The sequence below is a fragment of the Streptomyces sp. NPDC001606 genome (assembly GCF_053596835.1).
This window is the reverse complement of record NZ_JBSFHC010000007.1, coordinates 276,163-300,717: the sequence shown is the minus strand read 5'-3', so window position 1 is coordinate 300,717 and position 24,555 is coordinate 276,163. Positions and strand designations below refer to the sequence as shown.

General features: G+C 72.9%; 21 protein-coding genes. 9 read left to right on the top strand and 12 right to left on the bottom strand.

Going from position 1 to position 24,555, the window contains the following annotated elements; genetic code table 11:
* Positions 1-7 precede the first annotated feature (7 nt).
* Together ACWCV9_RS16635 and ACWCV9_RS16630 are read right to left on the bottom strand one after the other, a co-directional pair.
* Positions 8-484 carry an HD domain-containing protein gene (locus ACWCV9_RS16635; protein WP_450787322.1) on the bottom strand — a complete coding sequence of 159 codons (477 nt, stop codon included), beginning with the start codon at positions 482-484 and terminating at the stop codon, positions 8-10.
* A 20-nt stretch (positions 485-504) separates the two neighbouring features.
* Positions 505-1,677 carry a PP2C family protein-serine/threonine phosphatase gene (locus tag ACWCV9_RS16630; protein WP_450787321.1) on the bottom strand — a complete coding sequence of 391 codons (1,173 nt, stop codon included), beginning with the start codon at positions 1,675-1,677 and terminating at the stop codon, positions 505-507.
* Positions 1,678-1,851: 174 nt separating this feature from the next.
* On the opposite strand from ACWCV9_RS16630, the gene ACWCV9_RS16625 reads away from it, so the two are divergent.
* Entirely contained in the window at positions 1,852-3,090 is a 1,239-nt protein-coding gene (locus ACWCV9_RS16625; RefSeq protein ID WP_450787319.1) for a GNAT family N-acetyltransferase, read from the top strand.
* 7 nt (positions 3,091-3,097) lie between these two features.
* On the opposite strand, the gene ACWCV9_RS16620 is transcribed toward ACWCV9_RS16625, so the two are convergent.
* A complete protein-coding gene (locus ACWCV9_RS16620) occupies positions 3,098-3,907 on the bottom strand; it encodes an Fpg/Nei family DNA glycosylase (protein ID WP_450787318.1) in 810 nt (269 codons plus the stop codon).
* 68 nt (positions 3,908-3,975) lie between these two features.
* On the bottom strand, positions 3,976-4,461 hold the full coding sequence (locus ACWCV9_RS16615; RefSeq protein ID WP_450787317.1) for a ribose-5-phosphate isomerase: 486 nt from the start codon (positions 4,459-4,461) through the stop codon (positions 3,976-3,978).
* Positions 4,462-4,754: 293 nt separating this feature from the next.
* Between ACWCV9_RS16615 and ACWCV9_RS16610 the strand changes: the two genes are divergently transcribed.
* Entirely contained in the window at positions 4,755-6,179 is a 1,425-nt protein-coding gene (locus tag ACWCV9_RS16610) for an amino acid permease (protein ID WP_450787315.1), read from the top strand.
* An 80-nt stretch (positions 6,180-6,259) separates the two neighbouring features.
* On the opposite strand, the gene ACWCV9_RS16605 is transcribed toward ACWCV9_RS16610, so the two are convergent.
* A complete protein-coding gene (locus ACWCV9_RS16605) occupies positions 6,260-6,844 on the bottom strand; it encodes a biotin transporter BioY (RefSeq protein ID WP_450787313.1) in 585 nt (194 codons plus the stop codon).
* A gap of 386 nt (positions 6,845-7,230) precedes the next feature.
* On the opposite strand from ACWCV9_RS16605, the gene ACWCV9_RS16600 reads away from it, so the two are divergent.
* Both ACWCV9_RS16600 and ACWCV9_RS16595 read left to right on the top strand, forming a co-directional pair.
* The gene (locus ACWCV9_RS16600) at positions 7,231-8,613 is read left to right on the top strand and encodes an amino acid permease (RefSeq protein ID WP_450787311.1); all 1,383 of its coding nucleotides are present in this window, start codon (positions 7,231-7,233) and stop codon (positions 8,611-8,613) included.
* A 126-nt stretch (positions 8,614-8,739) separates the two neighbouring features.
* The gene (locus ACWCV9_RS16595; protein WP_450787310.1) at positions 8,740-9,387 is read left to right on the top strand and encodes a superoxide dismutase; all 648 of its coding nucleotides are present in this window, start codon (positions 8,740-8,742) and stop codon (positions 9,385-9,387) included.
* A 117-nt stretch (positions 9,388-9,504) separates the two neighbouring features.
* Here ACWCV9_RS16595 and ACWCV9_RS16590 read toward each other — a convergent pair whose 3' ends face one another.
* Entirely contained in the window at positions 9,505-10,149 is a 645-nt protein-coding gene (locus ACWCV9_RS16590) for a mycothiol-dependent nitroreductase Rv2466c family protein (protein WP_450787308.1), read from the bottom strand.
* A 147-nt stretch (positions 10,150-10,296) separates the two neighbouring features.
* On the opposite strand from ACWCV9_RS16590, the gene pepN reads away from it, so the two are divergent.
* The 3 genes from pepN to ACWCV9_RS16575 all read left to right on the top strand — a co-directional run bounded on the left by pepN (position 10,297) and on the right by ACWCV9_RS16575 (position 15,303).
* Positions 10,297-12,879 carry an aminopeptidase N gene (gene pepN / locus ACWCV9_RS16585; protein ID WP_450787306.1) on the top strand — a complete coding sequence of 861 codons (2,583 nt, stop codon included), beginning with the start codon at positions 10,297-10,299 and terminating at the stop codon, positions 12,877-12,879.
* 275 nt (positions 12,880-13,154) lie between these two features.
* Entirely contained in the window at positions 13,155-14,192 is a 1,038-nt protein-coding gene (locus tag ACWCV9_RS16580; protein ID WP_450787304.1) for a hypothetical protein, read from the top strand.
* A gap of 301 nt (positions 14,193-14,493) precedes the next feature.
* Positions 14,494-15,303: an SGNH/GDSL hydrolase family protein gene (locus ACWCV9_RS16575; RefSeq protein WP_450787302.1), complete on the top strand. Its 810-nt coding sequence runs from the start codon at positions 14,494-14,496 to the stop codon at positions 15,301-15,303.
* 35 nt (positions 15,304-15,338) lie between these two features.
* On the opposite strand, the gene ACWCV9_RS16570 is transcribed toward ACWCV9_RS16575, so the two are convergent.
* The 4 genes from ACWCV9_RS16570 to ACWCV9_RS16555 all read right to left on the bottom strand — a co-directional run bounded on the left by ACWCV9_RS16570 (position 15,339) and on the right by ACWCV9_RS16555 (position 20,268).
* On the bottom strand, positions 15,339-16,559 hold the full coding sequence (locus tag ACWCV9_RS16570; protein WP_450787300.1) for a glycosyltransferase: 1,221 nt from the start codon (positions 16,557-16,559) through the stop codon (positions 15,339-15,341).
* A gap of 110 nt (positions 16,560-16,669) precedes the next feature.
* Entirely contained in the window at positions 16,670-16,912 is a 243-nt protein-coding gene (locus ACWCV9_RS16565; protein WP_450787298.1) for a hypothetical protein, read from the bottom strand.
* A gap of 19 nt (positions 16,913-16,931) precedes the next feature.
* Positions 16,932-19,379: an ATP-binding protein gene (locus ACWCV9_RS16560; RefSeq protein WP_450787296.1), complete on the bottom strand. Its 2,448-nt coding sequence runs from the start codon at positions 19,377-19,379 to the stop codon at positions 16,932-16,934.
* Positions 19,380-19,530: 151 nt separating this feature from the next.
* Complete coding sequence (locus ACWCV9_RS16555; protein ID WP_450787294.1) at positions 19,531-20,268, bottom strand: Crp/Fnr family transcriptional regulator; 738 nt, start codon at positions 20,266-20,268, stop codon at positions 19,531-19,533.
* A gap of 105 nt (positions 20,269-20,373) precedes the next feature.
* On the opposite strand from ACWCV9_RS16555, the gene ACWCV9_RS16550 reads away from it, so the two are divergent.
* Together ACWCV9_RS16550 and ACWCV9_RS16545 are read left to right on the top strand one after the other, a co-directional pair.
* Complete coding sequence (locus ACWCV9_RS16550) at positions 20,374-21,108, top strand: hypothetical protein (RefSeq protein ID WP_450787292.1); 735 nt, start codon at positions 20,374-20,376, stop codon at positions 21,106-21,108.
* A gap of 10 nt (positions 21,109-21,118) precedes the next feature.
* On the top strand, positions 21,119-21,541 hold the full coding sequence (locus ACWCV9_RS16545; protein WP_385848124.1) for a hypothetical protein: 423 nt from the start codon (positions 21,119-21,121) through the stop codon (positions 21,539-21,541).
* Here ACWCV9_RS16545 and ACWCV9_RS16540 read toward each other — a convergent pair.
* Both ACWCV9_RS16540 and ACWCV9_RS16535 read right to left on the bottom strand, forming a co-directional pair.
* Entirely contained in the window at positions 21,538-22,683 is a 1,146-nt protein-coding gene (locus tag ACWCV9_RS16540) for a serine hydrolase domain-containing protein (RefSeq protein ID WP_450787291.1), read from the bottom strand. The genes ACWCV9_RS16545 and ACWCV9_RS16540 overlap by 4 nt on opposite strands.
* A 93-nt stretch (positions 22,684-22,776) precedes the next feature.
* Positions 22,777-24,540 (bottom strand): TIGR03767 family metallophosphoesterase, encoded by a 1,764-nt coding sequence (locus ACWCV9_RS16535; RefSeq protein ID WP_450787289.1) that lies wholly within the window; start codon positions 24,538-24,540, stop codon positions 22,777-22,779.
* Positions 24,541-24,555: the final 15 nt, after the last annotated feature.

The window sequence follows — 24,555 nt, the reverse complement described above, 5'->3', positions numbered from 1 at the left end:
GGCCGTGTCAGTGGGGCTGTGGCAGGCCGAGGAGGCGGTGCATGCGGGCGTACTTGCCGGTCAGCCGGTCGCGGGTCGGTGCGGGCAGCGCCGCCAGCCGGCCGGGGTCGGCGTTGTGCGCGAGGTCGGCCTGCTTCACCAGCAGCGCGCCCGGGGTCGCGAGGATGCGGCGCGCGTACGCCTCCGGCTCCTCCCCCGGCCGTTTGGTGAGGGCGTCCACGATGGCCTTGGTGCGCGGGGTGAGGGCGGCCGCCGCCAGCCACGCGCGGCTGAGGGCGTCGTCCTCCACGGCGTCGTGCAGCCAGGCCGCGGCGATCTGCTCGGCGTCCCCGCCCCGGGCGCGCACGCCCTCGGCGACGGCCTCGAGATGCTCGGCGTACGGCCGTCCCGCCTTGTCGGTCTGGCCCGCGTGGGCGCTGCGCGCGAGGGCCGCCACCTCGTCCAGGGTGAGCGGCGGCCGCGCGCTCGTGTCTCCGGCTGTCATGGCCCCAGTGTCCCAGGGGCTCAGTGGGCCGCCGCCGTGGTGTCCCGGCAGATGAGCAGCAGGGCCCGGTCGTCGTTGACGTCCTTCGCGACGGCCTCGATGAGATGCCAGGCCGCGCCGTGGAAGCCGCCGGCGACATAGCGGTCGGCCTCGCCGGTGAGCCGGTCGATGCCCTCCACGATGTCCCGGTCGGACGTCTCGACCAGGCCGTCCGTGAACAGCATCAGCACGTCACCGGGGCGCAGCGAGCCCTTCACGGGGTCGAACTGGGCGCCGTCGTACACACCGAGGAGCGGCCCTTCGGTGTCCTTCTCCTCCCAGCGTCCGCTGCCGGCGCTCAGGTGCAGCCCCGGCGGATGGCCGGCCGAGTACAGCTCGTAGTCGCCGGAGTCGAGGTCCAGCACCAGGTGGATGGAGGTGGCGAAGCCCTCCTCCCAGTCCTGGCGGAGCAGATAGCCGTTGGCGGCAGGGAGGAAGGCGTGCGGCGGCAGGGAGCCGAGGAGGCCGCCGAAGGCGCCGGACAGCAGTAGGGCGCGGGAGCCCGCGTCCATGCCCTTGCCGGAGACGTCCGTGAGGACGACCTCCAGGGTGCGGCCGCCGTTCGTGCGGGCCGCGACCACGAAGTCGCCGGAGAAGGACTGCCCGCCGGCCGGCCGCAGCGCCATCTCGCAGTGCCAGCCCTGCGGCAGCTTCGGCAGCTCGCTCTGCACCCGGATCCGCTCGCGCAGGTCGAACAGCATGGTGCCGCCGCGCCGCCAGGGCACCCCGACCCGGCTGCGGAACTGGGCCGTGAGCAGCCCGAAGAAACCGCAGGCGGCCACCACCAGGACCACGCCGGGGGTGACCCGGCTCGGCCCTTCCGTGTAGGGGCCGAGCCGCACCGACTCCACGATCAGCGCGGTGGCCGCCGCCGCGTACAGGCCGAGCAGGCTCGCCGGGCGCAGCAGCAGCCCGCCGGCGACGATCGGCAGCACCAGGGTGGCCGGGGAGCACCACACCGAGTCGGCCAGCGTCAGCGCGGCGAGGACGGGCACGGTGAGCAGCAGTCCGGCGAAGGCGATCCAGTCCGAGCCGTCGCCGCGGAAGTAGTCGACGGCGCTTCTGCGCAGGGCGATGCGGGCCCGGTGCCACTGCATCTTCCACCGGGCCGTGAACGTCTCGGCCTTTCCTCGCCGCTCTCGTCCTGCTGCCATTAGTTCGGGACCCTATCCATCGGACCGGTCGCTTGGCACGGGAGGTCCCACTTGTCCCCCGTGCGAGGCCTGCCGCGCGGTTCGCCCTCACAGTGAACGGCACGCCCGCCCATCGCGCGCCCACCCCGCGGAAATTCACTGGCTCGCCCGGAAACGCCCTGATAGGCATGGTTCATGGGGACTGACGGGACAACCGAGTTGAAGGTGTTGCGGCCCGAGGACTGGGACACGTGGTACGACGGCCTGGTGCGGGCCTTCGGCGGGGTCTCCTCGCCCGAGGAGCGCGAACTGGACCGCTCGCTCACCGAGTTCGGCCGTTCGCTGGCCGCCTGGGACGGGGACACGATCGTCGGCTCGGCCGGGGCGTTCAGTTTCCGGCTGACCGTGCCGGGCGGGGGCTCGGTGCCGGCGGCCGGCGTGACCATGGTGAGCGTGGCGGCCACCCACCGGCGGCGCGGGGTGCTGACCTCGATGATGCGCCGGCAGCTGGCGGAGGTGCGGGAGCGGGGCGAGCCGCTGGCGGTGCTGACCGCCTCCGAGCCCGCGATCTACGGCCGCTTCGGGTACGGCGCGGCGACCTTCAAGATGGCCGCCGAGATCGACACGGGCCGGGTCTCGCTGTCCGTGCCGGAGGGCACCGACGAGGTGCGGCTGCGGTACGCCGGGCCCGCCGACGCCCTCGACGCCTGCGAGGAGGTGTACGCGGCGCTGGTGCCGGGCCGCCCCGGCATGCTGGCGCGGCAGCCCGGCTGGGCGCGGGCCCGGGTGAACGACCCGGAGAGCGGGCGGGACGGGGCGTCGGCGCTCCAGTGCGTGGTCGCCGAGCAGGGTGGCCGGGTCACCGGGTACGCCCGGTTCCGCACCCGGCTCGGCTGGGGGGCGAGCGGGCACGACGGCACGGTAGAGCTGGCCGATCTGGCCGCGCCGGACCCGGCGACCGGCGCGGCGCTGTGGCGGTTCCTGTTCGGCATCGACCTGATGACGACGCTGGTCGTGCACTCGCGGCCGGTCGACGACGCCTGGCAGTACCTGGTGTCCGACATCCGCCGCTGCCGGCCGCGGGTGCGGGACGACGGGTACCTCCGGCTGGTCGAGGTCGGTACGGCGCTCGCGGCGCGCGGTTACCAGGCGCCGCTGGATGTGGTCCTGGCGGTCGAGGACGAGTTCTGTCCCTGGAACGCGGGGCGCTGGCGGCTGTCCGCCGACGAGAAGGGGGCGACCTGCGAGCGGACCGCCGACGCGCCCGATCTCGCCCTCACGGTAAGGGAGTTGGCGTCCGCCTATCTCGGTGGGGTGAGCCTGCTGTCGCTGGCCGCGGCGGGGCGGGTGCGGGAGCTGCGGGCCGGGGCACTGGCCCGGGCGTCGGTGGCGTTCGGCTCCCCGGTCGCGCCGTGGCTGCCGCACGGCTTCTAGTGGGCGCTCACCTCTGCTGGCAGGTGGGGCACCAGAAGAGGTTGCGGGCGGCGAGGTCGGCGGTGCGGACGGGGGTGGCGCAGATGTGGCAGGGCAGGCCGGCGCGGCGGTAGACGTACACCTCGCCGCCGTGGTCGTCCACGCGGGGCGGGCGGCCCATGGCCTCGGGGGTGTGCTCGGGCCGGACGGTGTCGATGCGGTTGTTCCGGACGCCCTCGCGCATCAGCGCGACGAGGTCGGCCCAGAGGGCGTCCCACTCGGCCGGGGTGATGTCCCGGCCCGCCCGGTAGGGGTCGATGCCGTGCCGGAAGAGCACCTCGGCACGGTAGACGTTGCCCACCCCGGCGACGATCTTCTGGTCCATGAGCAGCGCGGCGACGGCCGTACGGCTGCGGGAGATCCTGCGGTGGGCCGCGCCCGGGTCGGCGTCCGCGCGGAGCGGGTCCGGGCCGAGGCGGTCGTGCACGGCACGCTTCTCGGCGTCGGTGATCAGGGCGCAGGTGGTGGGGCCGCGGAGGTCGACGTACCCGGTGTCGTTGGCCAGCCGGAGCCGGACCGTGTCGGTGGGCGGGGGCGCCGGGGCGTCGCCGAAGCCGACCTTGCCGAAGAGGCCGAGGTGGATATGGACCCAGTCGGTGTCGCGGAAGCGCAGGAAGAGGTGCTTGCCGTGGGCTTCGGCGGCGGTGAGGACCGCGCCGTCGAGCAGGGCGGCGGCGTCGGAGAACTTGCCCTGCGGGCTGCTGACGCGGGCGGGCCGTCCCGAGAAGCGCTCGGCGTAGTCCTGGGCCAGCCGGTGGATGGTGTGCCCTTCCGGCACGGCGGGGGTGTCCTTTCCTGCCTGCTGCCCGCCCGCGCACCCGGGCCGGATGCGCGGGCGGGTGCCGGTTACTGCTGGGGGTGGTGGGCCGGGATCGGGGGGAGGTCGCCGGTCGTCTCGTAGTCCGACAGCATGTCGATACGGCGGATGTGGCGCTCGTCACCGGAGAAGGGGGTGTTGAGGAACACCTCGACGAACTTCGTCGCCTCCTCCTCGCTGTGCATGCGCGCACCCACCGCCACGACGTTGGCGTTGTTGTGCTGGCGGCCGAGCGCGGCCGTCTCCTCGCTCCAGGCGAGCGCCGCGCGGACGCCCTTGACCTTGTTGGCGGCGATCTGCTCGCCGTTGCCCGAGCCGCCGATCACGATGCCGAGGGAGTCGGGGTCCGCGGCCGTACGCTCCGCCGCCCGGAGGCAGAAGGGCGGGTAGTCGTCCTGGGCGTCGTAGATGTGCGGCCCGCAGTCGACGGGCTCATGACCCGCCGCCTTGAGCCAGTCGACGAGGTGGTTCTTGAGTTCGTAGCCCGCATGGTCGGAGCCGAGATACACGCGCATGCCCTTGAGTGTGACACGAGCGTTTCGGGGCAGCAGCCTCGGGTGGCGGTGCCGGCACTCGCTGTCACCCGCCGGGGAAGCCTGCCGAAATACGCCGGAAAAATGTGAGCCGAACCATAGAACCTCAAGGGAACCTCAAGTAACGATACGGATTCAGAGGTTCCCGAATTCGTTCGCCTCGGATTCACTGGACCGACTCGTACACCGCTCATGCGAGAACCCCGTACTCCCGCCCCACCAAGGCACCCCCGCTCGTACGGGATCCGCTCCACCGGCGCAAAGGAACTCCGTCCATGACCCCTGGTTCCGGACTTCAAGCAGGCCTCAAGAACCGCCATCTGTCGATGATCGCCATCGGTGGTGTGATCGGTGCCGGACTCTTCGTCGGCTCCAGTTCGGGCATCGCCACGGCCGGCCCCGGAATTCTGCTGTCCTACGCCCTCGTCGGCACCCTGGTCGTCCTCGTGATGCGGATGCTCGGCGAGATGTCCGCGGCCAACCCGACCTCCGGCTCCTTCTCCGCGCACGCCGACCGGGCGCTCGGCCGCTGGGCCGGCTTCTCCATCGGCTGGCTGTACTGGTTCTTCTGGGTCGTCGTGCTCGCCGTCGAGGCGACTGCCGGCGCCAAGATCCTGGAGGGCTGGATACCCGCTGTACCGCAGTGGGGATGGGCGCTCATCGTGATGACCGTCCTGACGGCCACGAACCTGGTCTCCGTCGGCTCCTACGGCGAGTTCGAGTTCTGGTTCGCCGGTATCAAGGTCGTCGCGATCGGCGCGTTCATCGTCATCGGTCTGCTCGCCGTGTTCGGCGTGCTGCCGGGTGTGCACGCCGACAAGGCAAGCTTCTCCAACCTGACCTCGCACGGCGGCTTCCTGCCGCACGGTCCGGGCGCGATCCTCACCGGTGTCCTGCTGGTCGTCTTCTCCTTCATGGGCAGCGAGATCGCGACCCTGGCGGCCGGCGAGTCGGAGGACCCGCAGGCGGCGGTCACCAAGTCGACCAACAGCATCATCTGGCGTATCGGCGTCTTCTACCTGGGTTCGATCCTGGTCGTGGTCTCGCTGCTGCCGTGGAACGACGCCTCCATCGCGAAGAACGGCTCGTACGTCGCCGCGCTGGACTCCCTCGGGATCGCGCACGCCGGTCAGATCATGAACTTCATCGTGCTGACCTCGGTGCTGTCCTGCCTCAACTCGGGCCTGTACACGGCCTCCCGTATGGCCTTCTCGCTTGGCCAGCGCGGTGACGCGCCGAAGGCGTTCGCCCGGACCACCTCCCGCGGTGTGCCGATGGCGGCGATCCTGGCCTCGGTCGTCTTCGGCTTCGTCGCGGTCTTCTTCAACTACGCCTACCCGAAGACGATCTTCCTCTTCCTGGTCAACTCCTCCGGTGCGGTCGCCCTGTTCGTGTGGCTGGTGATCTGCTTCTCGCAGCTGCGGATGCGCAAGATCATCCAGCGTGAGGCGCCGGAGAAGCTCGTCGTGAAGATGTGGCTGTACCCGTACCTGACCTGGGCGACGGCCGGTCTGATCGTGTTCGTGCTCGGTTACATGCTGACCGACACCAAGGGAGAGAGCAGCGGCCGTACCACCGTGCTGCTGTCCCTGGGCGTGGCCGCGGTCGTGCTGGTGATCGCCCTGGTCAAGGAGCAGATCGCCAAGGGCCGGCGGGCCGAGGCGGTCGAGGCCCGGACGGACAAGGTGTCCGTGGGCTGATCCACCCCGCACATACGGCGACGGCCGCACGCTTCGACGGATTCCGTCGGAGCGTGCGGCCGTCGCCGCGTACCGGGGCGTCAGCCCCGCTTGCCGGCCAGCTTCCAGGCGGCGGGCAGCGCGCCCATCGCCAGGGCCGCCTTCAGGGCGTCGCCGAGCAGGTACGGGGTGAGGCCGAGCGCGACGGCGCGGGACAGCGGCAGACCGGCGGCGACGGCCAGGTAGGGCACGCCGACGGCGTAGATGACGGCCTCGCCGAGGATCATCGCGCCCGCCATGCGCCACGGGGAGCGGTCGGCGCCGCGCCGGGCCAGGGCGCCGACGAGCGCCGAGGCGAGCAGCATGCCGACGATGTAGCCGAAGGTGACCGAGGACGCGCCGGCGGAGCCGCCCGCGAACCACGGCAGCCCGGCGACCCCCGCGAGCGTGTACACGGCGAGGGAGAGGAAGCCGCGGCGAGCGCCGAGCGCGGTGCCGACGAGCAGCGCGGCGAAGGTCTGCCCGGTCACCGGCACCGGGGAACCCGGGACCGGGACGGCCAGCTGTGCGGCGAGGCCGGTGAGCACGGCGCCGCCGAGGACAAGGGCCGCGTCGCGGACCCGGGACGCGGGAAGCAGGTCGGCGAGGACTGCGCCGGGGCGCGCGAGGGCGGTGGCGGTGCTCATGGGGACTCCGCGGGGTGGTGTGGACATGTCGGGACACCGTGACGCTATCCCAGCGTCCACGCGGCGATCACCGTCGGCGCTCGACAAAGGGGCGATCAGCGCGTTCGTACGCTTCACACAAAACGTGGTGCTTACACCTGCATCGGCGTGACAACGGTCACGGAGGCAGTGCCGTTCCGCTCACTTCTCGGCCAGGGAGTCGGACTGTGGGATTCCGCCAAAGTGCCGCATCGCGAGCCCGCCCGGCGATCGCGTGACCGGGCCCTCACCCTGGGTGCGGGGGCCGTCCGGATAGTGGGCAAGCTCTTCGTCTATACGGACAGGGGGCCGAGACTGTGGGCTCCTTTACCAGCCTATTGCCCCTCTGCATCGGGAGAGCCGCGCCCATGCCCAGCAGCACGACCACGGAGACACCGCCCCAGGAACAGGGCGCCTCCCTCTCGCATGGCCTCAAGCAGCGCCATCTGTCGATGATCGCCCTCGGCGGGGTCATCGGCGCGGGACTGTTCGTCGGTTCCGGTGCGGGCATCGCCGCCGCCGGTCCGTCGATCGTGATCGCCTACGCCCTCTCCGGCCTCCTGGTGATGCTGGTGATGCGGATGCTCGGCGAGATGTCCGCCGCGTATCCGTCGTCGGGCTCCTTCTCCGCGCACGCCGAGCGGGCCATCGGCCCCTGGGCCGGCTTCGCCGCCGGCTGGTCGTTCTGGGTGCTGCTGTGCACGGCCGTCGGCCTGGAGGGCATCGGCGCCGCGAAGATCGTCCAGGGCTGGGTGCCGGGCACCCCGCAGTGGATGTGGGTGGCCCTGTTCATGGCGGTGTTCTGCGGGTCGAACCTGGCCGCCGTGAAGAACTTCGGCGAGTTCGAGTTCTGGTTCGCCGCGCTGAAGGTCGGCGCGATCAGTCTCTTCCTGATCCTGGGCGCGCTGGCCATCGCGGGCGTCCTGCCCGGCACGGACTCCCCCGGCACCTCGCATCTCACCGACTTCCTCCCGCACGGCAGCGACGGCCTGATCATCGGCCTGCTCGCGTCCGTCTTCTCCTACGGCGGCATGGAGACGGTCACCATCGCCGCGGCGGAGTCGGAGAACCCGGTCAAGGGCGTGGCGTCCGCCGTCCGCACGGCCATGTGGCGCATCGCCCTGTTCTACATCGGCTCGATGGCGGTCGTCGTCACCCTGGTCCCGTGGAACTCCGCGGACGTGGTGACCAAGGGCCCGTACGTCGCCACGCTCGACCACCTCGGCATCCCCGGCGCGGGCCAGCTGATGAAGGTGGTCGTCTTCGCCGCCCTGCTGTCCGCGATGAACGCCAACATCTACGGCTCCTCGCGCATCGCCTTCTCGCTGGTCGAGCGCGGCCAGGGCCCGAAGGCGCTGGCGAAGCTGTCCGGCGGGGTGCCGCGGATCGCGGTCCTCACCTCCTGCGTCCTCGGCTTCGTCTGCGTGCTGCTCAGCTACTGGAGCCCCAACGGCGCCTTCAAGTGGCTGCTGAACATGATCGGCGCGGTCATCCTGGTCGTCTGGATGTTCATCGCCGTCTCCCAGCTGCTGCTGCGCCGCCGGATCGAGCGGGAGAGCCCGGAGAAGCTGGTGGTCCGCATGTGGGCGTTCCCGTGGCTGACCTGGGTGGCGCTGGCCGGCATGGTCGCGATCTTCGTGCTGATGGCCCGGGAGCCGGACACCCGGATCCAGCTGTACTCGACGGGCGGGATGACCCTGGCCCTGGCCGCCGTCGGCTACCTCCGGCAGCGGGCGCGCGCCAAGGGCTGAGCCCCCGCCGCACCGAACAGGCCCCCGCGTCGAAGGACACGCGGGGGCCTTTCTGTTGGCCGAAGCTTGTTGTTGGTAGCGTGCTCTTGCAAGTTATTTGCAATAAGCTTCCCGAGGGGGTCACCCATGCCCGTCTACACGCTGCCCGACCTGCCGTACGACCACTCCGCGCTCGCCCCCGTGATCAGCCCCGAGATCATCGAGCTGCACCACGACAAGCACCACGCGGCCTACGTCAAGGGCGCCAACGACACCCTGGAGCAGCTCGCCGAGGCGCGGGACAAGGAGTCCTGGGGGGCGATCAACGGCCTGGAGAAGAACCTGGCCTTCCATCTGTCCGGCCACATCCTGCACAGCATCTACTGGCAGAACATGACCGGTCCGAAGGAGGGCGGCGGCGAGCCGCTGGCCGCCGACGGGGTGGGCGAGCTGGCGGAGGCCATCAAGGAGTCCTTCGGCTCCTTCGCCGCGTTCAAGGCCCAGCTGTCCAAGGCGGCGGCCACCACCCAGGGCTCCGGCTGGGGCGTCCTCGCGTACGAGCCGCTGAGCGGCCGGCTGATCGTGGAGCAGGTCTACGACCACCAGGGCAACGTGGGCCAGGGCGCCACCCCGATCCTGGTCTTCGACGCCTGGGAGCACGCCTTCTATCTCCAGTACCGCAACCAGAAGGTCGACTTCATCGAGGCGATGTGGCAGGTGGTCAACTGGCAGGACGTGGCGAAGCGCTACGCCGCCGCCAAGGAGCGCGGCAACGCCCTGCTGCTCGCGCCCTGAGAACGCCGCCCTGCCTCGTGATCGTCTTCTCACCCTTCACGTCGGCACGGCGGAGAAAAAGGGGGAACCCCCGCGAGGACGTGACTCGCGGGGGTTCCCCTCTGTGTGCGCGCCGTCTTACAGGTTGCTGAAGTCCGGGCCCTTGGTCCGGGTCCGCTTCAGCTCGTAGAACCCCGGCACCGAGGCCACCGCCAGGGTGCCGTCCCACAGCCGGGCCGCCTCCTCGCCCTTGGGCGCGGGGGTGACGACCGGGCCGAAGAAGGCGAGCTGCTCGCCGTCCGCGCCGGGCACCGCGATGACCGGGGTGCCGACGTCCTGGCCGACCTTCTCGATGCCCTCCTTGTGGGAGGCGCGCAGCTCGGCCTCGTACTCGAAGTCCTGCTGCTCGGCGTAGTCGATCAGCTCGGCGGGCAGGCCGACGTCCGCGAGGGCGCCGGCGATGGCCTCCAGGGTGGGGCCCTCGCCGTTGTTGTGGATGCGGGTGCCGAGCGCCGTGTACAGCGGGCCGAGCACATCCTCGCCGTGCCGCTGCCAGGCGGCGGTGACCACCCGCACCGGCTGCCAGGCCTTGGTGGCGAGCATCTCCCGGTACTGCTCGGGCAGCTCGTCGAGCTTGTCCTCGTTGAGGACGGCGAGGCTCATGATGTGCCAGCGGACCTCGATGTCGCGGACCTTCTCCACCTCCAGCACCCAGCGGGAGGTCATCCAGGCCCACGGGCACAGCGGGTCGAACCAGAAGTCGACGGGGGTCTTCTCCGACATGTCTCTCCTCGCGAGGCGGCGGTTCACCGGTGAACAACCTGGGCAACGTCCCCGCTCGCCCCGGACATTCCCTGCTGTGCGGCGTCAGGGGCTCATGGCAGGATCGGTGCTGTTCACCATTCGAGACGCCCCGAGGGAGTACCGCCCGTGCCCGGTGAGAACCTGTCCCGCGACGAGGCCCGGGAGCGGGCCGCCCTGCTGTCCGTCGACGGGTACGACGTTTCCCTGGACCTCAGGTCCGCCGTCGGCGAGGGGAACGGGGAGCCGCGCACCTTCCGCTCGGTGACCACCATCCGGTTCCGCTGCAACGAGCCGGGGGCGACCAGCTTCGCCGATCTCATCGCGCCGAGCGTGACCGCCGTCTCGCTCAACGGCCGGGACCTGGACCCGAGCGAGGTCTTCGACGGCGCGCGGATCGCGCTGGAGGACCTGGCCGCGGAGAACGAGCTGGTGGTGGACGCCCGGTGCGCCTACTCCCGCACCGGCGAGGGCATGCACCGCTTCGTCGACCCGGAGGACGGCGAGGTCTACCTCTACACGCAGTACGAGCCGGCCGACGCCCGCCGGGTCTTCGCCACCTTCGAGCAGCCCGACCTGAAGGCGCCCTACCGGTTCGAGGTGCGGGCGCCGGAGGGCTGGACGGTGTGGAGCAACGGCGCCGGCGAACTGACGGACGGGGTCTGGCGGTTCGCGGAGACCAAGCCGATCTCGACGTACATCACCTGCGTGGTGGCGGGGCCGTACCACTATGTGACGGACTCCTACACCCGCACCCTCGAGGACGGCACGAAGCTGGAGATCCCGCTCGGCGCGATGTGCCGCAAGGGGCTGGCGCCCTACTTCGACGCGGACGACGTCTTCCTGATCACCAAGCAGGGCCTGGACTTCTTCCACGAGCACTTCGACTACCCGTACCCGTTCGGCAAGTACGACCAGGCCTTCGTGCCGGAGTACAACCTGGGCGCGATGGAGAACCCGGGTCTGGTGACCTTCCGCGAGGAGTACATCTTCCGCGGGAAGGTGACGCAGGCGTCGTACGAGGGCCGGGCCAACGTCATCCTGCACGAGATGGCGCACATGTGGTTCGGCGACCTGGTCACCATGGTGTGGTGGGACGACCTGTGGCTGAAGGAGTCCTTCGCGGACTTCATGGGCACCTTCGGATGCGTCGGCGCGACCCGCTTCAAGGACGCCTGGACCACCTTCGCCAACCGGCGCAAGGCCTGGGCCTACCGCGCGGACCAGCTGCCCTCCACCCACCCGATCACGGCGGACATCCGCGACCTCCAGGACGCCAAGCTGAACTTCGACGGCATCACCTACGCCAAGGGCGCCTCGGTGCTCAAGCAGCTGGTGGCGTACGTCGGGCAGGACGCGTTCCTGGAGGGCGCCCGTCGCTACTTCAAGCGCAACGCGTACGGCAACACGCGCCTCGGCGACCTGCTGTCGGTGCTCGGCGAGACCAGCGGCCGGGACATGTCGGCATGGGCCCGCTCCTGGCTCCAGACGGCCGGGGTGAACGCGCTGACCCCGCAGGTGCTGCTGGACCCCGAGGGCAGGGTGGCCGAGCTGGCGGTGGTGCAGGAGGCCCCGGAGGCGTACCCGGAGGAGCGCCCGCACCGGGTGGCGGTGGGCCTGTACCGCCGTACGCCCGAGGGGGCGCTGGAGCGGTACGCGCGCGCGGAGACGGACGTGGAGGGGCCGCGTTCGGTGGTCGCGGAGCTGGCGGGTGCGGCGGCGCCGGACCTGGTGCTGGTCAACGACGACGACCTGACGTACTGCAAGATCCGCTTCGACGAGACCTCCCTGGACACGCTCCGCTCCGGCCTGGGCGCGCTGACCGACCCGCTGGCCCGCGCGCTGTGCTGGTCGGCGCTGTGGAACCTGACCCGGGACGCGCTGTTCCCGGCCCGGGAGTTCATCGGGCTGGTGCTGCGGTTCGCGGGCCGCGAGTCGGACATCGGCGTGCTCCAGATGCTGCACGCCTGGGCGACCACCGCGCTGACGCACTACGCGACGCCGGGCTGGCGGCCGACCGGTGAGGCGCAGCTGGCCGAGGGTGCGCTGCGGGAGCTGCGGGCGGCCGAACCGGGCAGCGAGCACCAGCTGGCGTGGGCGCGGTTCTTCGCCTCGGTGGCTTTCGCGGAGCCGGACCTGGCGCTGCTGAAGGACCTGCTGGACGGCACCACCACGATCGACGGCCTGGTGGTGGACCAGGAGCTGCGCTGGGCCTTCCTCCAGCCGCTGGCGGCGCACGGCGCGGCCGACGAGTCGGTGCTGGCGGCCGAACTGGCCCGGGACGACACGGCGTCCGGCAAGCGCCACCAGGTCCGCTGCCTGGCCGCCCGCCCCTCGGCGGCGGTCAAGGCGCAGGCCTGGGCCCAGGTGGTGGAGTCGGACACCCTCTCCAACGCGCTGGTGGAGGCGACGATCGCGGGCTTCGACCAGCCCTCGCAGCGGGAACTGACGGCGCCGTACGCGGAGAAGTACTTCGCGGCGATCGACCGGATCTGGCGGGAGCGGTCCATCCAGATCGGCATGGACGTGGTCCGCGGGCTGTTCCCGGCGTACCAGGACCGCCCGGAGACCCTCGACGCGACGGACGCCTGGCTGGACGCCCACCAGGACGCGGCCCCGGCGCTGCGCCGGCTGGTCCTGGAGGCCCGCGACGACCTGGCCCGTGCGCTGCGCGCCCAGGCGTGCGACGCGACGGCGGCCGTCGGGGACTGATCCTCCACTCCTCCAGTCCTCCAGTCCTCCACGGCGACCGGAAGCCGCCGGCTTCGACCTGAGGCCTGAGCTTTGGCCTGAGCTTTGGCGGCCGGTCACCGTTACGGAATTCGTTCCATCGCACCCGTAACCCCTGGTCCACCCCATGTGGACCAGGGGTTTTCGGCGGCTGATCGGCATCCGAACACCTGACCTTTAGTCCCGTCTTGTGCGCATTCATCGACGACCGTGTAACAGCGGTTAAAGAGGGGACCGGGTGCGGGAATCCCGAGGCCATGACGCACAACACCCCGCTCTCCCCCCGCCCGCTCCGCCACCTCTCCGAGGTCCACCGCCGCGTCCTGACGACGGCCCAGCTCCGCTCCCACGGCGTCACCACGGCCGAGCTGAACGAGCAGTGCCGCGCCGACGGCCCCTGGCAGCTGCTGCTCCCCAACGTGGTCCTCCTCCACCCCGGCCCGCCGACGAGCGAGGAGCGGCTGCACGGGGCCCTGCTGTACGCGGCCCGCGAGTCCGTGCCGGGCGTCCCGGCCCAGCCCACGGCCGAGGACCCGCACCGCGCGCTCTATCCGGAGGCGATGCTCACCGGCCTGGCGGCGCTCACCCTGCACGGCTTCTCCGCCACCCCGCCCGTGTCCTCCCTGGACCATGTCGACGTCCTGGTGCCCCGGCTGCGCCGGCTGCGCTCCACCGGCTACGTCCGGGTCATCCGCACCCCGGCCCTGCCCGCGCCCCGCGCCGCGGGCGGGCTGCCGGTGGCGCCGGTGCCGCGCGCGCTGGCGGACGCGGTCATGGAGCTGACGGACGCGGACGCGGTACGCCGGCTGCTCACCGAGGCGGTGCGCGGCGGCCACTGCGAACCGGCCGCCGTCGTCCGCGAGTTGACCCAGGCGAAGCTGCTGAGCCGCCCCCATGTGGTGGACGCGGTGGACTCCCTGCTGGCGGAGGGCCGTTCGATCGCCGAGGACCGGCTGTACCGGATGGTCCGCGAGTACGGCCTGCCCGACCCGGTCTGGAACGTCGACCTGCGCCTGCCCGGCGGACCGCACCTGGGCGGCCTGGACGCCTACTGGCCGGACCAGGCGGTCGCCGTCGAACTCGACACCCGGGCACCGCGCCAGGACGAGGACGCCCTGTGGTCGGAGTACGCCCGCAAGCGTGAGCACCTGGAACGCCTGGGCATCACGGTCGTGTACATCACCCCGAAGAAGCTCAGGGACGGGATGGAACAGCAGGCGGCGGTCGTGCGCACCGCCCTGATGGCCGCCGCGGACCGCGACCCGGCCGCGTATGTCGTGGTGCTGCCCCGGTAGTGACGACGAGGCCGCGCACCAGGAGGGGAGAGGAGGGGCCACCGGGCTGCACCGGTGGCCCCTCCTCGTATGCCCGCCACGCCCCCGGGAGCCCGTCCGGGGGCAACCGCGGCTCCGCCGGGCGGGTGACGGCCGCCCGGGTGAAGTCGGGGCGGCGGCCACCGCCCCGCGCCGCCCCGCCGCACACCGCCGGGGGCGCACCGCTCCGGTCGCGGCACGGCCGCCGCGGTCCGGCAAGCCGGGAGCGCTGAACGGAGGAGCGGGGCGGGCGGCCGCCCCCGGGCCGCGATACACCCGACTCATGCGACAGTCCCGGACAGTGGCGTGCGCCTCCTCCCTCCTGCTCGCCGCCGCCTACGTTCTCGCCGGCCCCGCGACCGCCCGTGCGGCGGCTCCCCCGGCGATCACCGGCTATGTGGCCCTCGGCGACTCCTACTCCTCCGGTGTCGGCGCCGGCGACTACCTGGCCGAAGGCGCCGGCTGCAAGCGCAGCAGCCGGGCCTACCCGGCCCTGTGGGCGCAGACCCACCGGACGGCGTCGTTCGCCTTCCTCGCCTGCAACGGCGCCCGGACCAAGGACGTGCTGAGCGGCCAGATCGGCGCGCTCGGCCCGCGCACCCGGCTGGTCACCCTCACCGTCGGCGGCAGTGACGCCGGGTTCGCCGCCGCGATGGCGGCCTGCGCGCTGGGCGGCACCACCCCCTGCATGTTCGCGCTGGCCGGCGCCCGCAGCACGGTCGACGGGCCGCTCGCGGCCGACCTCGACCGGCTCTACACAGCGATCCGGTACCGGGCCCCCGCCGCCCGGGTCGTGGTGCTCGGCTATCCGCACCTGTACCGGCTGCACGGCACCTGCCGGATCGGTCTGCCGGACAGCGTGCGCGCCGCGGTCAACGACGCCGTCGACCATCTCGACGAGATAATCGCCAAGCGCGCCGCCGACCACGGCTTCGCCTTCGCCGACGTCCGGGCCGCCTTCGCCGGGCACGAGATCTGCTCCCCGCACCCCTGGCTGCGCAGCGTCGACCTGATGGCCCTGACCGAGTCGTACCACCCGACGGCACCGGGCCAGTCGCTCGGCTACCTCCCGGTCCTGAACCGGACCTACTGAACCGGATCTACTGAACCGGGACGGCCGAGCCGGGACTACTGGACCGGGAGCACCGAGCCGGAGCCGCCGACGTGCGCGGCGTACACCCCGTCGAGCAGGGCCGCGTACGCCGCGATCATCCTCGTACGGCTGAACCGCTCCCGGCTCCGCTCCAGCGCCGCGCCGAGTTCCACCCGGCCCGCGACCGCCGCCTCCCAGGCGAGCGCGATCGCGCCCGGGTCGGGCGGGGTGACCAGGCCGTGCCCGGTGACGATCGAGGCGCTGTCGCCGACGTCCGTGGTCACCGGGACCGCGCCGCACATCATGCCCTCGATCAGGCACAGCGGGGCCGCCTCGCCCGAGACCGAGGTCAGGGCGACGACGTCGGCACCGGCGTAGACGGCCTCCATGTCGTGCCGTACGCCGAGCAGGTGCACCCGGCCCGCCAGGGCGGGGTCCCCGGCGAAGGCGGCCTCGACGTCGGCCCGCAGCTGCGGGTTGGCGTCCGTCATCCCGGCCCCGCACATCACCACGTGCCCGCCGCCCTCCCGGGCCAGCCAGGTCCGGGCGGCGGCGAGGAACAGCGGGACGTTCTTCATCGCGGCGTACCGGGCCGCGAACACGACCACCGGGGCGGCCGGGGCGATCCCCAGGGAGGTCCGGAAAGCGAGCCGGGCCGCCGGGTCCGGGCGGAACCGGAGCAGGTCGACGCCGTTCGGGATGACGTGCAGCAGCTCGGCCGGGATGCCCGCGGCCTCGTACGCCGCCCGGGTCGACTCGGCGCAGCAGACACCCGCCACCACGGTGCCGTCGGCGATGGCGGCCTTCAGCTCGTCCAGGGCGGGGCCCTGGTTCTGCGGGTCGGAGCGGTGCAGGCACACCACGACCGGGCGGCGCGGCAGCCCGGCCTGGTTGAGGAGGGCCAGCGGCTGCTCCTTGAGGGAGAGGATCACGTCCGCACCGGCCGTCACCCGTGCCGTTTCGGCCAGCTCCGGCCCGCTGAAAGCATGCGCCGCCAGGTCGCCGTCCACCAGGCCCGCGCTGCGGCCCAGCGAGGTCACGCCGATCCCGTCGGCGGTCAGCGCCCGGTAGCAGTGGTCGTCCTCCATGCGCTGCCGGGTGGCCTCGCGGTGGACCTCTCCATGGATGCTGAGCACCCGGTGGGACTGGCCGCCCTCGGCCAGTCCCCGTACGACATCGGTGTGGACGATCCTGGCTCCTCCGGAGAAGAAACCCTCGTAGACCGACAGCACCCGCAGTCCGTGCCTCGTCCGCACACGACCACCCGCCTTGCACACAAATCGAGCCATCCCCGTGAAAAGCGGGTTAGCCGATATGAGGCGGTACGGATATTTCGTACGGATGAACGGCGCATCTCATATCGAAGTCAGCTGGATGACTCCGGGGCGCGGCCGTGGTCTCTGCGGTCGTGGTCGTGGTGGATGTGAAGTTCCCCGTTCATGACCGAGAAGACCGTGCCGTGGTCCTTCGCCGTGTTGTTCTGGGTCGGCGCGCCGGCTCCTTCGGCGGCCTCGGGCGGGGTGTCCTGGCGCATCTCGACCTTGTTGTCGTTCCCTGCGACGACCGGGCCGTGGGCATCGCCGCCGATCCGGACGGTGTTGCGGGCCATGGGGCCTCCTCGTGGTCGCTCACTGCTCGCGGGTCAGGAAGAGCGTTCCGCAGCTGAAGCACTGCACGCCCTCCTGGTAGCTGGATGTCATCGTGGTGGTGACCTTGGCGCTGTCCTCACCCATGAGGGTGATCGTCGTGGTGGCCTCGCCGAGGAGCGATCCGCAGGAGCCGCCGGAAGTGTCGTAGATGGGCCGCTGGGCGGAGTAGGTCCCGCCGCTGCCGGTGAACGTGGTGGTGGACTGGGTGCCGCAGGCGTCCTGCCCACTGGACGTGTACGACCCGCTGCCCGCCTCCTTGAACTCGTACGTGGCGCCGTCGCTGCCCCGCCAGAACCCGGCCAGGCCCGTCGGGGTCTGTTCGGAGCCGCCGTCGTGCGAGGCCCGCGCCTGGTGGATCGCGGTTCCGGCGATGACCACGGCGACGATCACCGCGATCACCTTCATCAGCGCGGCGAGCCCGGCGGCGGAGGCCCCGGCCCCGGCGGACACCCCGGCCGCGCCCGCCGCGGCGGAGGCCCCCGCTCCCGCCGCACCGGTCCCGGCGGCAGCGGTCCCGGCCGCACCGGTCGCCGCCGAGGCGCTCGCGTGGGCCGCCGCGGCGGAGTGCGCCGCGGCACCGCCGGCCTTGGCGGCCCCTGCCTTGGCGGCCCCCGCCTTCGCCGCGGCCGCCTTGCCCGCGCCCGCCTGGTGCAGCCCGGTCTGCTGGGCCGCCGCATGGTGCGCGCCGGCCTGGTGCGTCCCCGCTCCCGGGCCCGCGGACGGGCCGGAAGGTGCCGACGGAGCCGAGGGAGCCGACGGCCCGGCCCCCGGCGCCGCCGCGCCATGGGCACCGGCCCCGTGTGCGCCCGCCGCGTGGGCGGAGGCGGGGTCGGGGCCCGGACCCGAGGAGCCCAGGGCCTGCGCGCCGCCGTCCGTGTGCGGCACCGGGCCCGGTGTCCCGCCGGCGTGTGCCGGCACGTACTGCTGGGCGCCCGCCGCGGCGTGGGCGCCGTGCAGGTCGCCGAGCTGGCGCCAGAGGACGGCGGCTTCCGCCAGCAGCACCGCCGCCATGACCCGCCGGCCGGTCAGCAGGGAACGGATGCCCTGCTCGTGCGTGAAGTACGCGACCGCCTGCTGGTCGCCGGCCTGCCGGGCGGCGGGCAGTCCGCGGTCGAGCAGGCGACCCCAGACGCCGAAGCGCAGCGAGCGGGCCAGTGCGGGGGAGGCGGCGCGTACGATCCGCACCGCGAGGTCCGCCCGGCCGGCCTCCTCGGCCAGCTCGGCCACCACCTCCAAGGCCCGGGCGTGCTGTTCGACCTGGGCGGCGGTGGTGGACGGGCGCGCGATCCAGGTGGCGAAGTGCTCGCAGAGCAGCTCGAAGGAGAACGGCTCGGGGTGGCGCTCGCGCAGCGCCGGTACGACGTCCGGTACGGCGCGGTAGCCGCGTTCCGTCTGCTCGGCGAGGCCCAGGGCGACCAGCCGGCCGCACAGCTCCGGGGTGTCGGTGATGTCGCCGAGGGCGCCGATGTGACCGGCGTCGAGCGTGGCGTCGTCGAGGGTCGCCAGCAGCCGCAGCACCCGCAGCGGCGGCGCGTCCAGCCGGCCGAGCAGCAGGGGCAGCAGGTCGCCCACCTCGCCGGGGCGGGGCAGGGCGGTCGTGCCGGACGGGTCGAGACGGGTCAGGGCCGCCGCGCGGAGCAGCAGCAGGGGCCGGCCGGACGCGGTCTCCCACAGGTCGGCGGCGGTGTGCTGTTCGGGTCCGGCCGTCACCGGCCGGCCCAGTTCGCGCGCGAGCAGGTCCAGCGCGGCGGGCCGGCCGAGGCCGTCCAGGCGCAGGGCGGTGCCGTCGCCGAGCAGCGTCCGGTCCCGGCCGGCGACGACGAAGGTCGCGTCCGGGGCCGCGTCCATCAGGGTGCGCAGGCCCTCCGCGGAGAACTCGGCGTTGTCGACGTAGACCGTGATGCGCAGGCCGGTCATGAGGCGGCGCAGCTCGGGGCTGGAGGGGGCGTAGCCGCGGGCCTCGTAACAGGCCTCGAACATGTCCTGGGCGAGGTCCTCGGGTTCCCGCCGGGCGGCGTCGAGGAACAGCACGCCGTCCCGTTCCGGGGTGAGGGTGCGCGCGGCGTGGCGCAGCAGGGTGCTCTTGCCGACGCCGGGCGCGCCCCACAGCTGGACCGGGCCGCCGTCGCGGACGGCGGCGGCGAGCCGGGTCAGTTCGCTGTCCCGGCCGAGCGGTGCCGCCTGCCGCCGGGGCAGCAGGGCCACCCGGTCGCGGCGCACCGGCCGGGGCCGCTCGCCCTCCATGAGCAGGGTGACCGTGGAGCCGTGCTGGGCGTCGATGACGACGTTGTGGTCGCCCGCGACCACCGGGCCGCCGGCGTCGCCCGCGATGTCGATCCGGCGCTCGGACCGCGGTCCGCCCCGCGCCCCGTCCTCCGCGTCCGCTCCGGTCGCCCTCCGGGCATCGTCCGCATCCCTGTTCGCCATGGGAACCCCCGATACGCGCTGATCGCACCGGACCGCGCCGGTGCCGTGGCGCCACGCTAGCCACGCCGCCGTCCCCGACTCTCGTCAAAGTACGGTTTTCGGCAACCCAAGGGGCGACCAACACGACTTCTGCACAAGCGAGTTGCGGACTTCAGGGTTCCGGGTAGGCGATGGCGTGCAGCCGGGCGAGGTCGTCGACGCGGACGGTGCGGTAGCCGGTGGAGACGGCGCCGGCCCGGCGCAGCCGGCGCAGCGCCTTGTGCACGCTGGGCTCCGCCGCGCCGGCCAGGGTGGCGAGTTCGGGCTGGGTGATCGGCCAGTGGATCACCGCTCCGGCGCCGGCCCGCTCGCCGTAGGTCATCGCCAGGTGGTGCAGCACCCGGGCCAGCCGGGTGCCGACGTCGCAGCCGGTGAAGTTGATGCGGTGGGCGTTGGCGGAGCGCAGCTTGGCCACGACGGAGCGGTTGACGGCGTCCGCGATCCGCGGTTCGCGGCGCAGGCAGTCGAGGAAGGCGGCCCGGGTCGCCATGCGGGCGACGACGGGCCCGCAGGTGGTGACCGTGGCCGAGCGGGGATCGCCGTCCAGCGCGGCGAGTTCGCCGACCAGGTCGCCGCCCATCCGTACGGCGAGGAGCGCGTCCCGGCCGTCCTGGGTGCGTCCGGTGGCCTTGACCACCCCGTCGAGCAGGATCAGCACGAAGTCGGTGTGGTCCGCCTCCCGCATGAGGATGCGGTCCGGGTCGTACCGGGCCCGTACGCCGAGGGTCAGGAGCCGCGCGCGGGCGTCTTCGCCGAGGCTGCCGAGCAGGCTCGGCGCAGGCCAGTCCCACTCCTCGCGCGGGCGGCGCACGGCCGGCCCGCGCGGCACGGAACGCGTGCCGTCCACCATGCCCCCCAGTATCCCCGTGCAACCCCGTATTACGACGAGTTGTGCGCGGCCCGGGGCGGGCAGACTGGGTTGTACCCCAGCCGTCGCCGAGCCGAAGTAGGGTGCATGGAAACCGAGTTGGAGTACCGGGCCGTACTGGCCGTGGATGTCGAGCGGTCCGCGGGGCGCGGGGACCGGGCGCTGCTGGAGATCCGGGCGCGGCTGTCGGAGATGCTCCGGGAGGCGTTCACCGCGAGCGGCATCGACTGGGACGCGTGCCTGCGGCACGACCTCGGTGACGGCCTGCGGGTGACGACGCCGGCGGGCACCCGCAAGGCGACCCTGGTGCATCCGCTCGTCCCCGAACTGGTGGTCCGGCTGCGCACCCACAACCGCGGGGCGTCACCGCTGACCCGGATCCGGGTCCGGATCGCCCTGCACGCGGGTGACGTCCACGTCGGCCCGGCCGGGGAGGTCGCCGGGGGCGCGCTGGAGGTCCTGGCCCGGCTGCTGGACGCGCCGCCCGCGCGGGCGGCGCTGGCCGGGGCGCCGGACACGGTGCCCGCGTCGCTGCTGCTGTCCCGGCACTTCTACGACGAGACGGTGCGGCACGGCCATCTCGGCCTCTATCCCGAGGACTTCCGCAGGGTGACCTGCGCGGTGAAGGAGCACACCTCCGACGCCTGGCTGCACCTGCCGGGCGGGCCGCTGCCGCCGGAGCAGGCGGAGCAGGCGGAACGGGCGGAGCCGGTCCGGCAGGCCCCGGCCGGCGGGAAGATGGTCAACAAGGCGTCGGGGCACGGCGCCGTCTACGCCACCCAGTACGGCGACCAGCACATCCGGATCAGCAAGAGGCCGTGAGGAGGCCGTGGTGAGCGACGAACTGACCGTGCTGGCCGAGGCGGGGGCCGCCGCCGTGGTCGCGGCGATGGCCACCGATCTGTGGCAGGAGACGAGGAGCGCGGTCGTCGCGCTGTTCCGTCCGGCGGACCGGCGCCGCCGGGCCGCGCTGGAGGCGCAGCTCGACGGCAACGCGGACCTCGTCCGGGCGGCCGCGGACCCCGAGGGGGTACGGCGGACGCTGCTCGCCTACTGGGCCCTGGAGCTGGCCGCGCGCCTGCGCGACGACCCGGCGGCCCGGGCCGCGCTGGCCCGGCTCACGGCGGCCGCCGCCGACGGCGGGCCCGGGGGCGGGACGCGCGGCGGGGCCCTGCGGCAGACGAACACGGCCCGGGATTCCGCGACCGTGTACGCCGTACAACAGGGCACCCAGCACACGCATCCCGCCACTTAGCCGCCGCAGTACTCGGCCTCCAGGACCGCGTCCGGGCCGGCCCAGTCGCCGTTGAGGTTCAGCGCGAGGGAGTGGCGGCCGTCGGCCGTCGTCGCCGCCCGGGAGACGGAGCCGTGGATGCCGCCGCTGTGGCCCCAGACGTGGACGCCGCAGCTCAGCTCCTCGTCCATGAGGCCGAGGCCGTAGCCGGTGTTCCGGGCGCCGGTCGGGACGGTGGTCTTCATCTCCTTCAGCTGGGCGGCCGGGAGCAGCCTGCCGCCCAGCAGGGCGCCGTAGAAGCGGTCCAGGTCGGCGGAGCTGGAGATCATCTCGCCCGCGGAGGAGGCCAGGGAGGGGTTGAGGAGGGTCACGTCGTAGGCCGGTCCCGTCGGGTCGGTGAACCTGGAGTAGGCGCGGCTGCTCGGGTGCGGGACGGTCACCCGGGTGCCGGGCAGCGAGGTGGCCGTCAGGTGCAGGGGCCGGATGAGGCGCCGGGTGATCTCCTCGGCGTAGGAGTGCCCGGTCACCCTCTCGATGACCATGCCGGCGAGGACGTAGTTGGTGTTGGAGTAGTGCCAGGCCGCGCCGGGGGCGGAGTCCGGCGCGTGCCGCAGGGCGACGGCCACCAGCCGGGCCGGGGTGTAGGTGTCGTAGCGGTGCCGGCGGAAGCCGTCCGCGGTGAACACGTCGTGGTCGAAGTCCTGGTCGGCCGTGTAGTCGTGGATGCCGCTGGTGTGGTCGAGGAGGCGGCGCAGGGTGATCCTGCCGCCGTCGTGGCCGTGGCCGCGCACGACTCCGGGCAGCCAGTGCTCCACGGTGTCGTCCAGGGAGAGCCGGCCCTCCGCCTCCAGCTGGAGCAGGACGGTGGCGACGAAGGTCTTGGTGATGCTGCCGACGCGGTACCGGTCGGCCGGGGAGCGCGGCGCGCCGGTGTCCAGGTCGCCCACGCCGGCGGTGGCGGACCAGGTGCCGTGGGTGTCCTGCGCGGTGGCGGTGGCGCCGGGCACGCCGGCCGCCACCGCCGCCTCGACGGCCCGCCGGGTGCCGGTGTGGCGGCCGTCGGTGTCCGCCCTGCCGGTCCCGGAGGCCACCGCGGGGCCCGCCAGGGCGGCCGTGGTCATGAGGACGGCGGTGGCGGCCACCACAGTCGTGCGTACGCGCATGTCTTCCCCCAGCCTGTGAACCGTGTGGTGTCAGGGGAGGAAAACGAGTCCGGTGCGCGAAGGTTGCCGGCCGTTGGTCCGGTCGAACGGGATTCAGCCCTTCTTCAGCACCAGTTCGGTGTTCCGGTCGGCCGCGGTGCCCGCGAGGCTGGTGCTGCCCCCGCGGGCGTTGTAGGCGAGTTCCCGGTAGAGGGCGGCGAGGCCGGTCTGGGAGAGGTCGGTGAAGTCGGTGCGGTGCGGGGCGGCCGACTCGATGAGGGTGGTGAACACGGAGATCGTGCCGTCCTTGTTGTCGGTCAGCTCGATGACCCGCGCGAGGTGCGGGAAGTCGATGTGGGAGGCGGTGGAGATCTCCCAGAAGGCGTGCCCGCCGGAGCTCCGGTGCGGGGTGACGACGTTCTTGTGGACGTGGCCGTTGATCCAGGCCAGCACGTTGCGGTGGGAGGAGAGCAGGGACACCACCTCGGCGCCGCCGTGCCGCTTCTCGCGGGGGCGGGCCGGGTCGGGGCGGGTGTTCTCCATCGAGGTGCTGGTGTGGTGGCTGAAGACGACGGCGTACGCGTCCTTGTTCTCCTTCAGCGTCCGGTCGAGCCAGTTCAGCTGGGCGGTGCCCACGGAGCCCTCGTAGTGGCCGCCGGGGTCGGTGGTGTCGAGGCTGATGCCGATGACGTCCTCGGAGATCCGGAAGGCGTAGTACTGGGTGCCCGCGGCGAGGTTGGCCGAGGAGTAGCCGTGGCCTACCGGGCCGTGGCCCCGGTAGGCGGGGTCGAGATGGGCCTTCAGGTAGTCGGCGGGGGTGTACGGCGCCCGCCGCTCGTCCGGGGTGACCGAGCGCATGGAGCGGGCGTGGGCCTTGAGGAAGTCGCGGTAGATGCTGCCCTTGGGGTCGGTGCCGTTGTTGATGGCGGCTTCCAGCTTCTTCGCGTCGGCGGCGGGCACCTCCATCAGCTTCCTGCCGCCGACGGCCGCCTCGGCGAGGTAGGGGTCGCCGTGGGAGCCGTAGGCGCCGAGCGGCAGGGCGTCGTGGTTGCCGACGGTGGAGTACCAGGGCAGGTTGAGGCCGGGGCTGCGCACCTCCCGGATCGCGGCGTCCAGGAAGCCGGGCAGCTGCGGGAAGCCGAGCGCCTTGTCGTGGTCGCGGACGGCGGCGCCGGGCTGCCAGAACAGCTTCAGGCCGCTGTTCTGGACCCCTTCGTAGTGCCGGGGGTCGCCGGTGTTCGGGGTGATGCGGCCGCCGCTCATCACCTTCATGAACCACTCCAGTTCGGAGTGGGCGTTGTTGTCGGTGTTGTCGCCGGTGGTCATGACGAAGTGCAGCGGGGCGCCGGTGACGGGGGCGCCGCGCAGCGCGTTGACCCGTTCGACGAGCGCGATGGCGCCGGGCACGGTCAGCGCCTCCTGGGGGCGCCAGGCGTGCCGGTCGTAGGAGCGCAGGAACTCCCAGCGCAGCGGGTGCTGGACGTCCATCAGGTGCAGGTCGGTGAACTGCACGAACGCGGCGAGGGCGGTACGGCGCTCGGCGCGTCCGGCCTTGGCGGCGGCCAGCTCGCCGCGCACCACCCGCCGCCAGCCGGGGCCGTCACCGAGGCGCCGGTAGCCGGAGCCGCTGCCGGCCGCGGCGGTCGCGGTGAGGGTGGTGCCCTTGGTGTAGGGGGCGAGGGGGGTCGCCGGGGCGGCCTGCCGGGAGTGGGCGACGGGGGTCTCCGCGTCGGTGCCGGCGGTGGTGGCGGCCTGGCTGTCGGTGGGGCGGAGGGCGTAGCCGACGCCCGCGGAGAGCGAGACGGCTCCGGCGGCGGCGAGGACGGTACGGCGGTGGACCCCCACGGCGGAGGTGGTGTCGGTACGTGTGCGCGACATGGCGCGGTCTCCCCG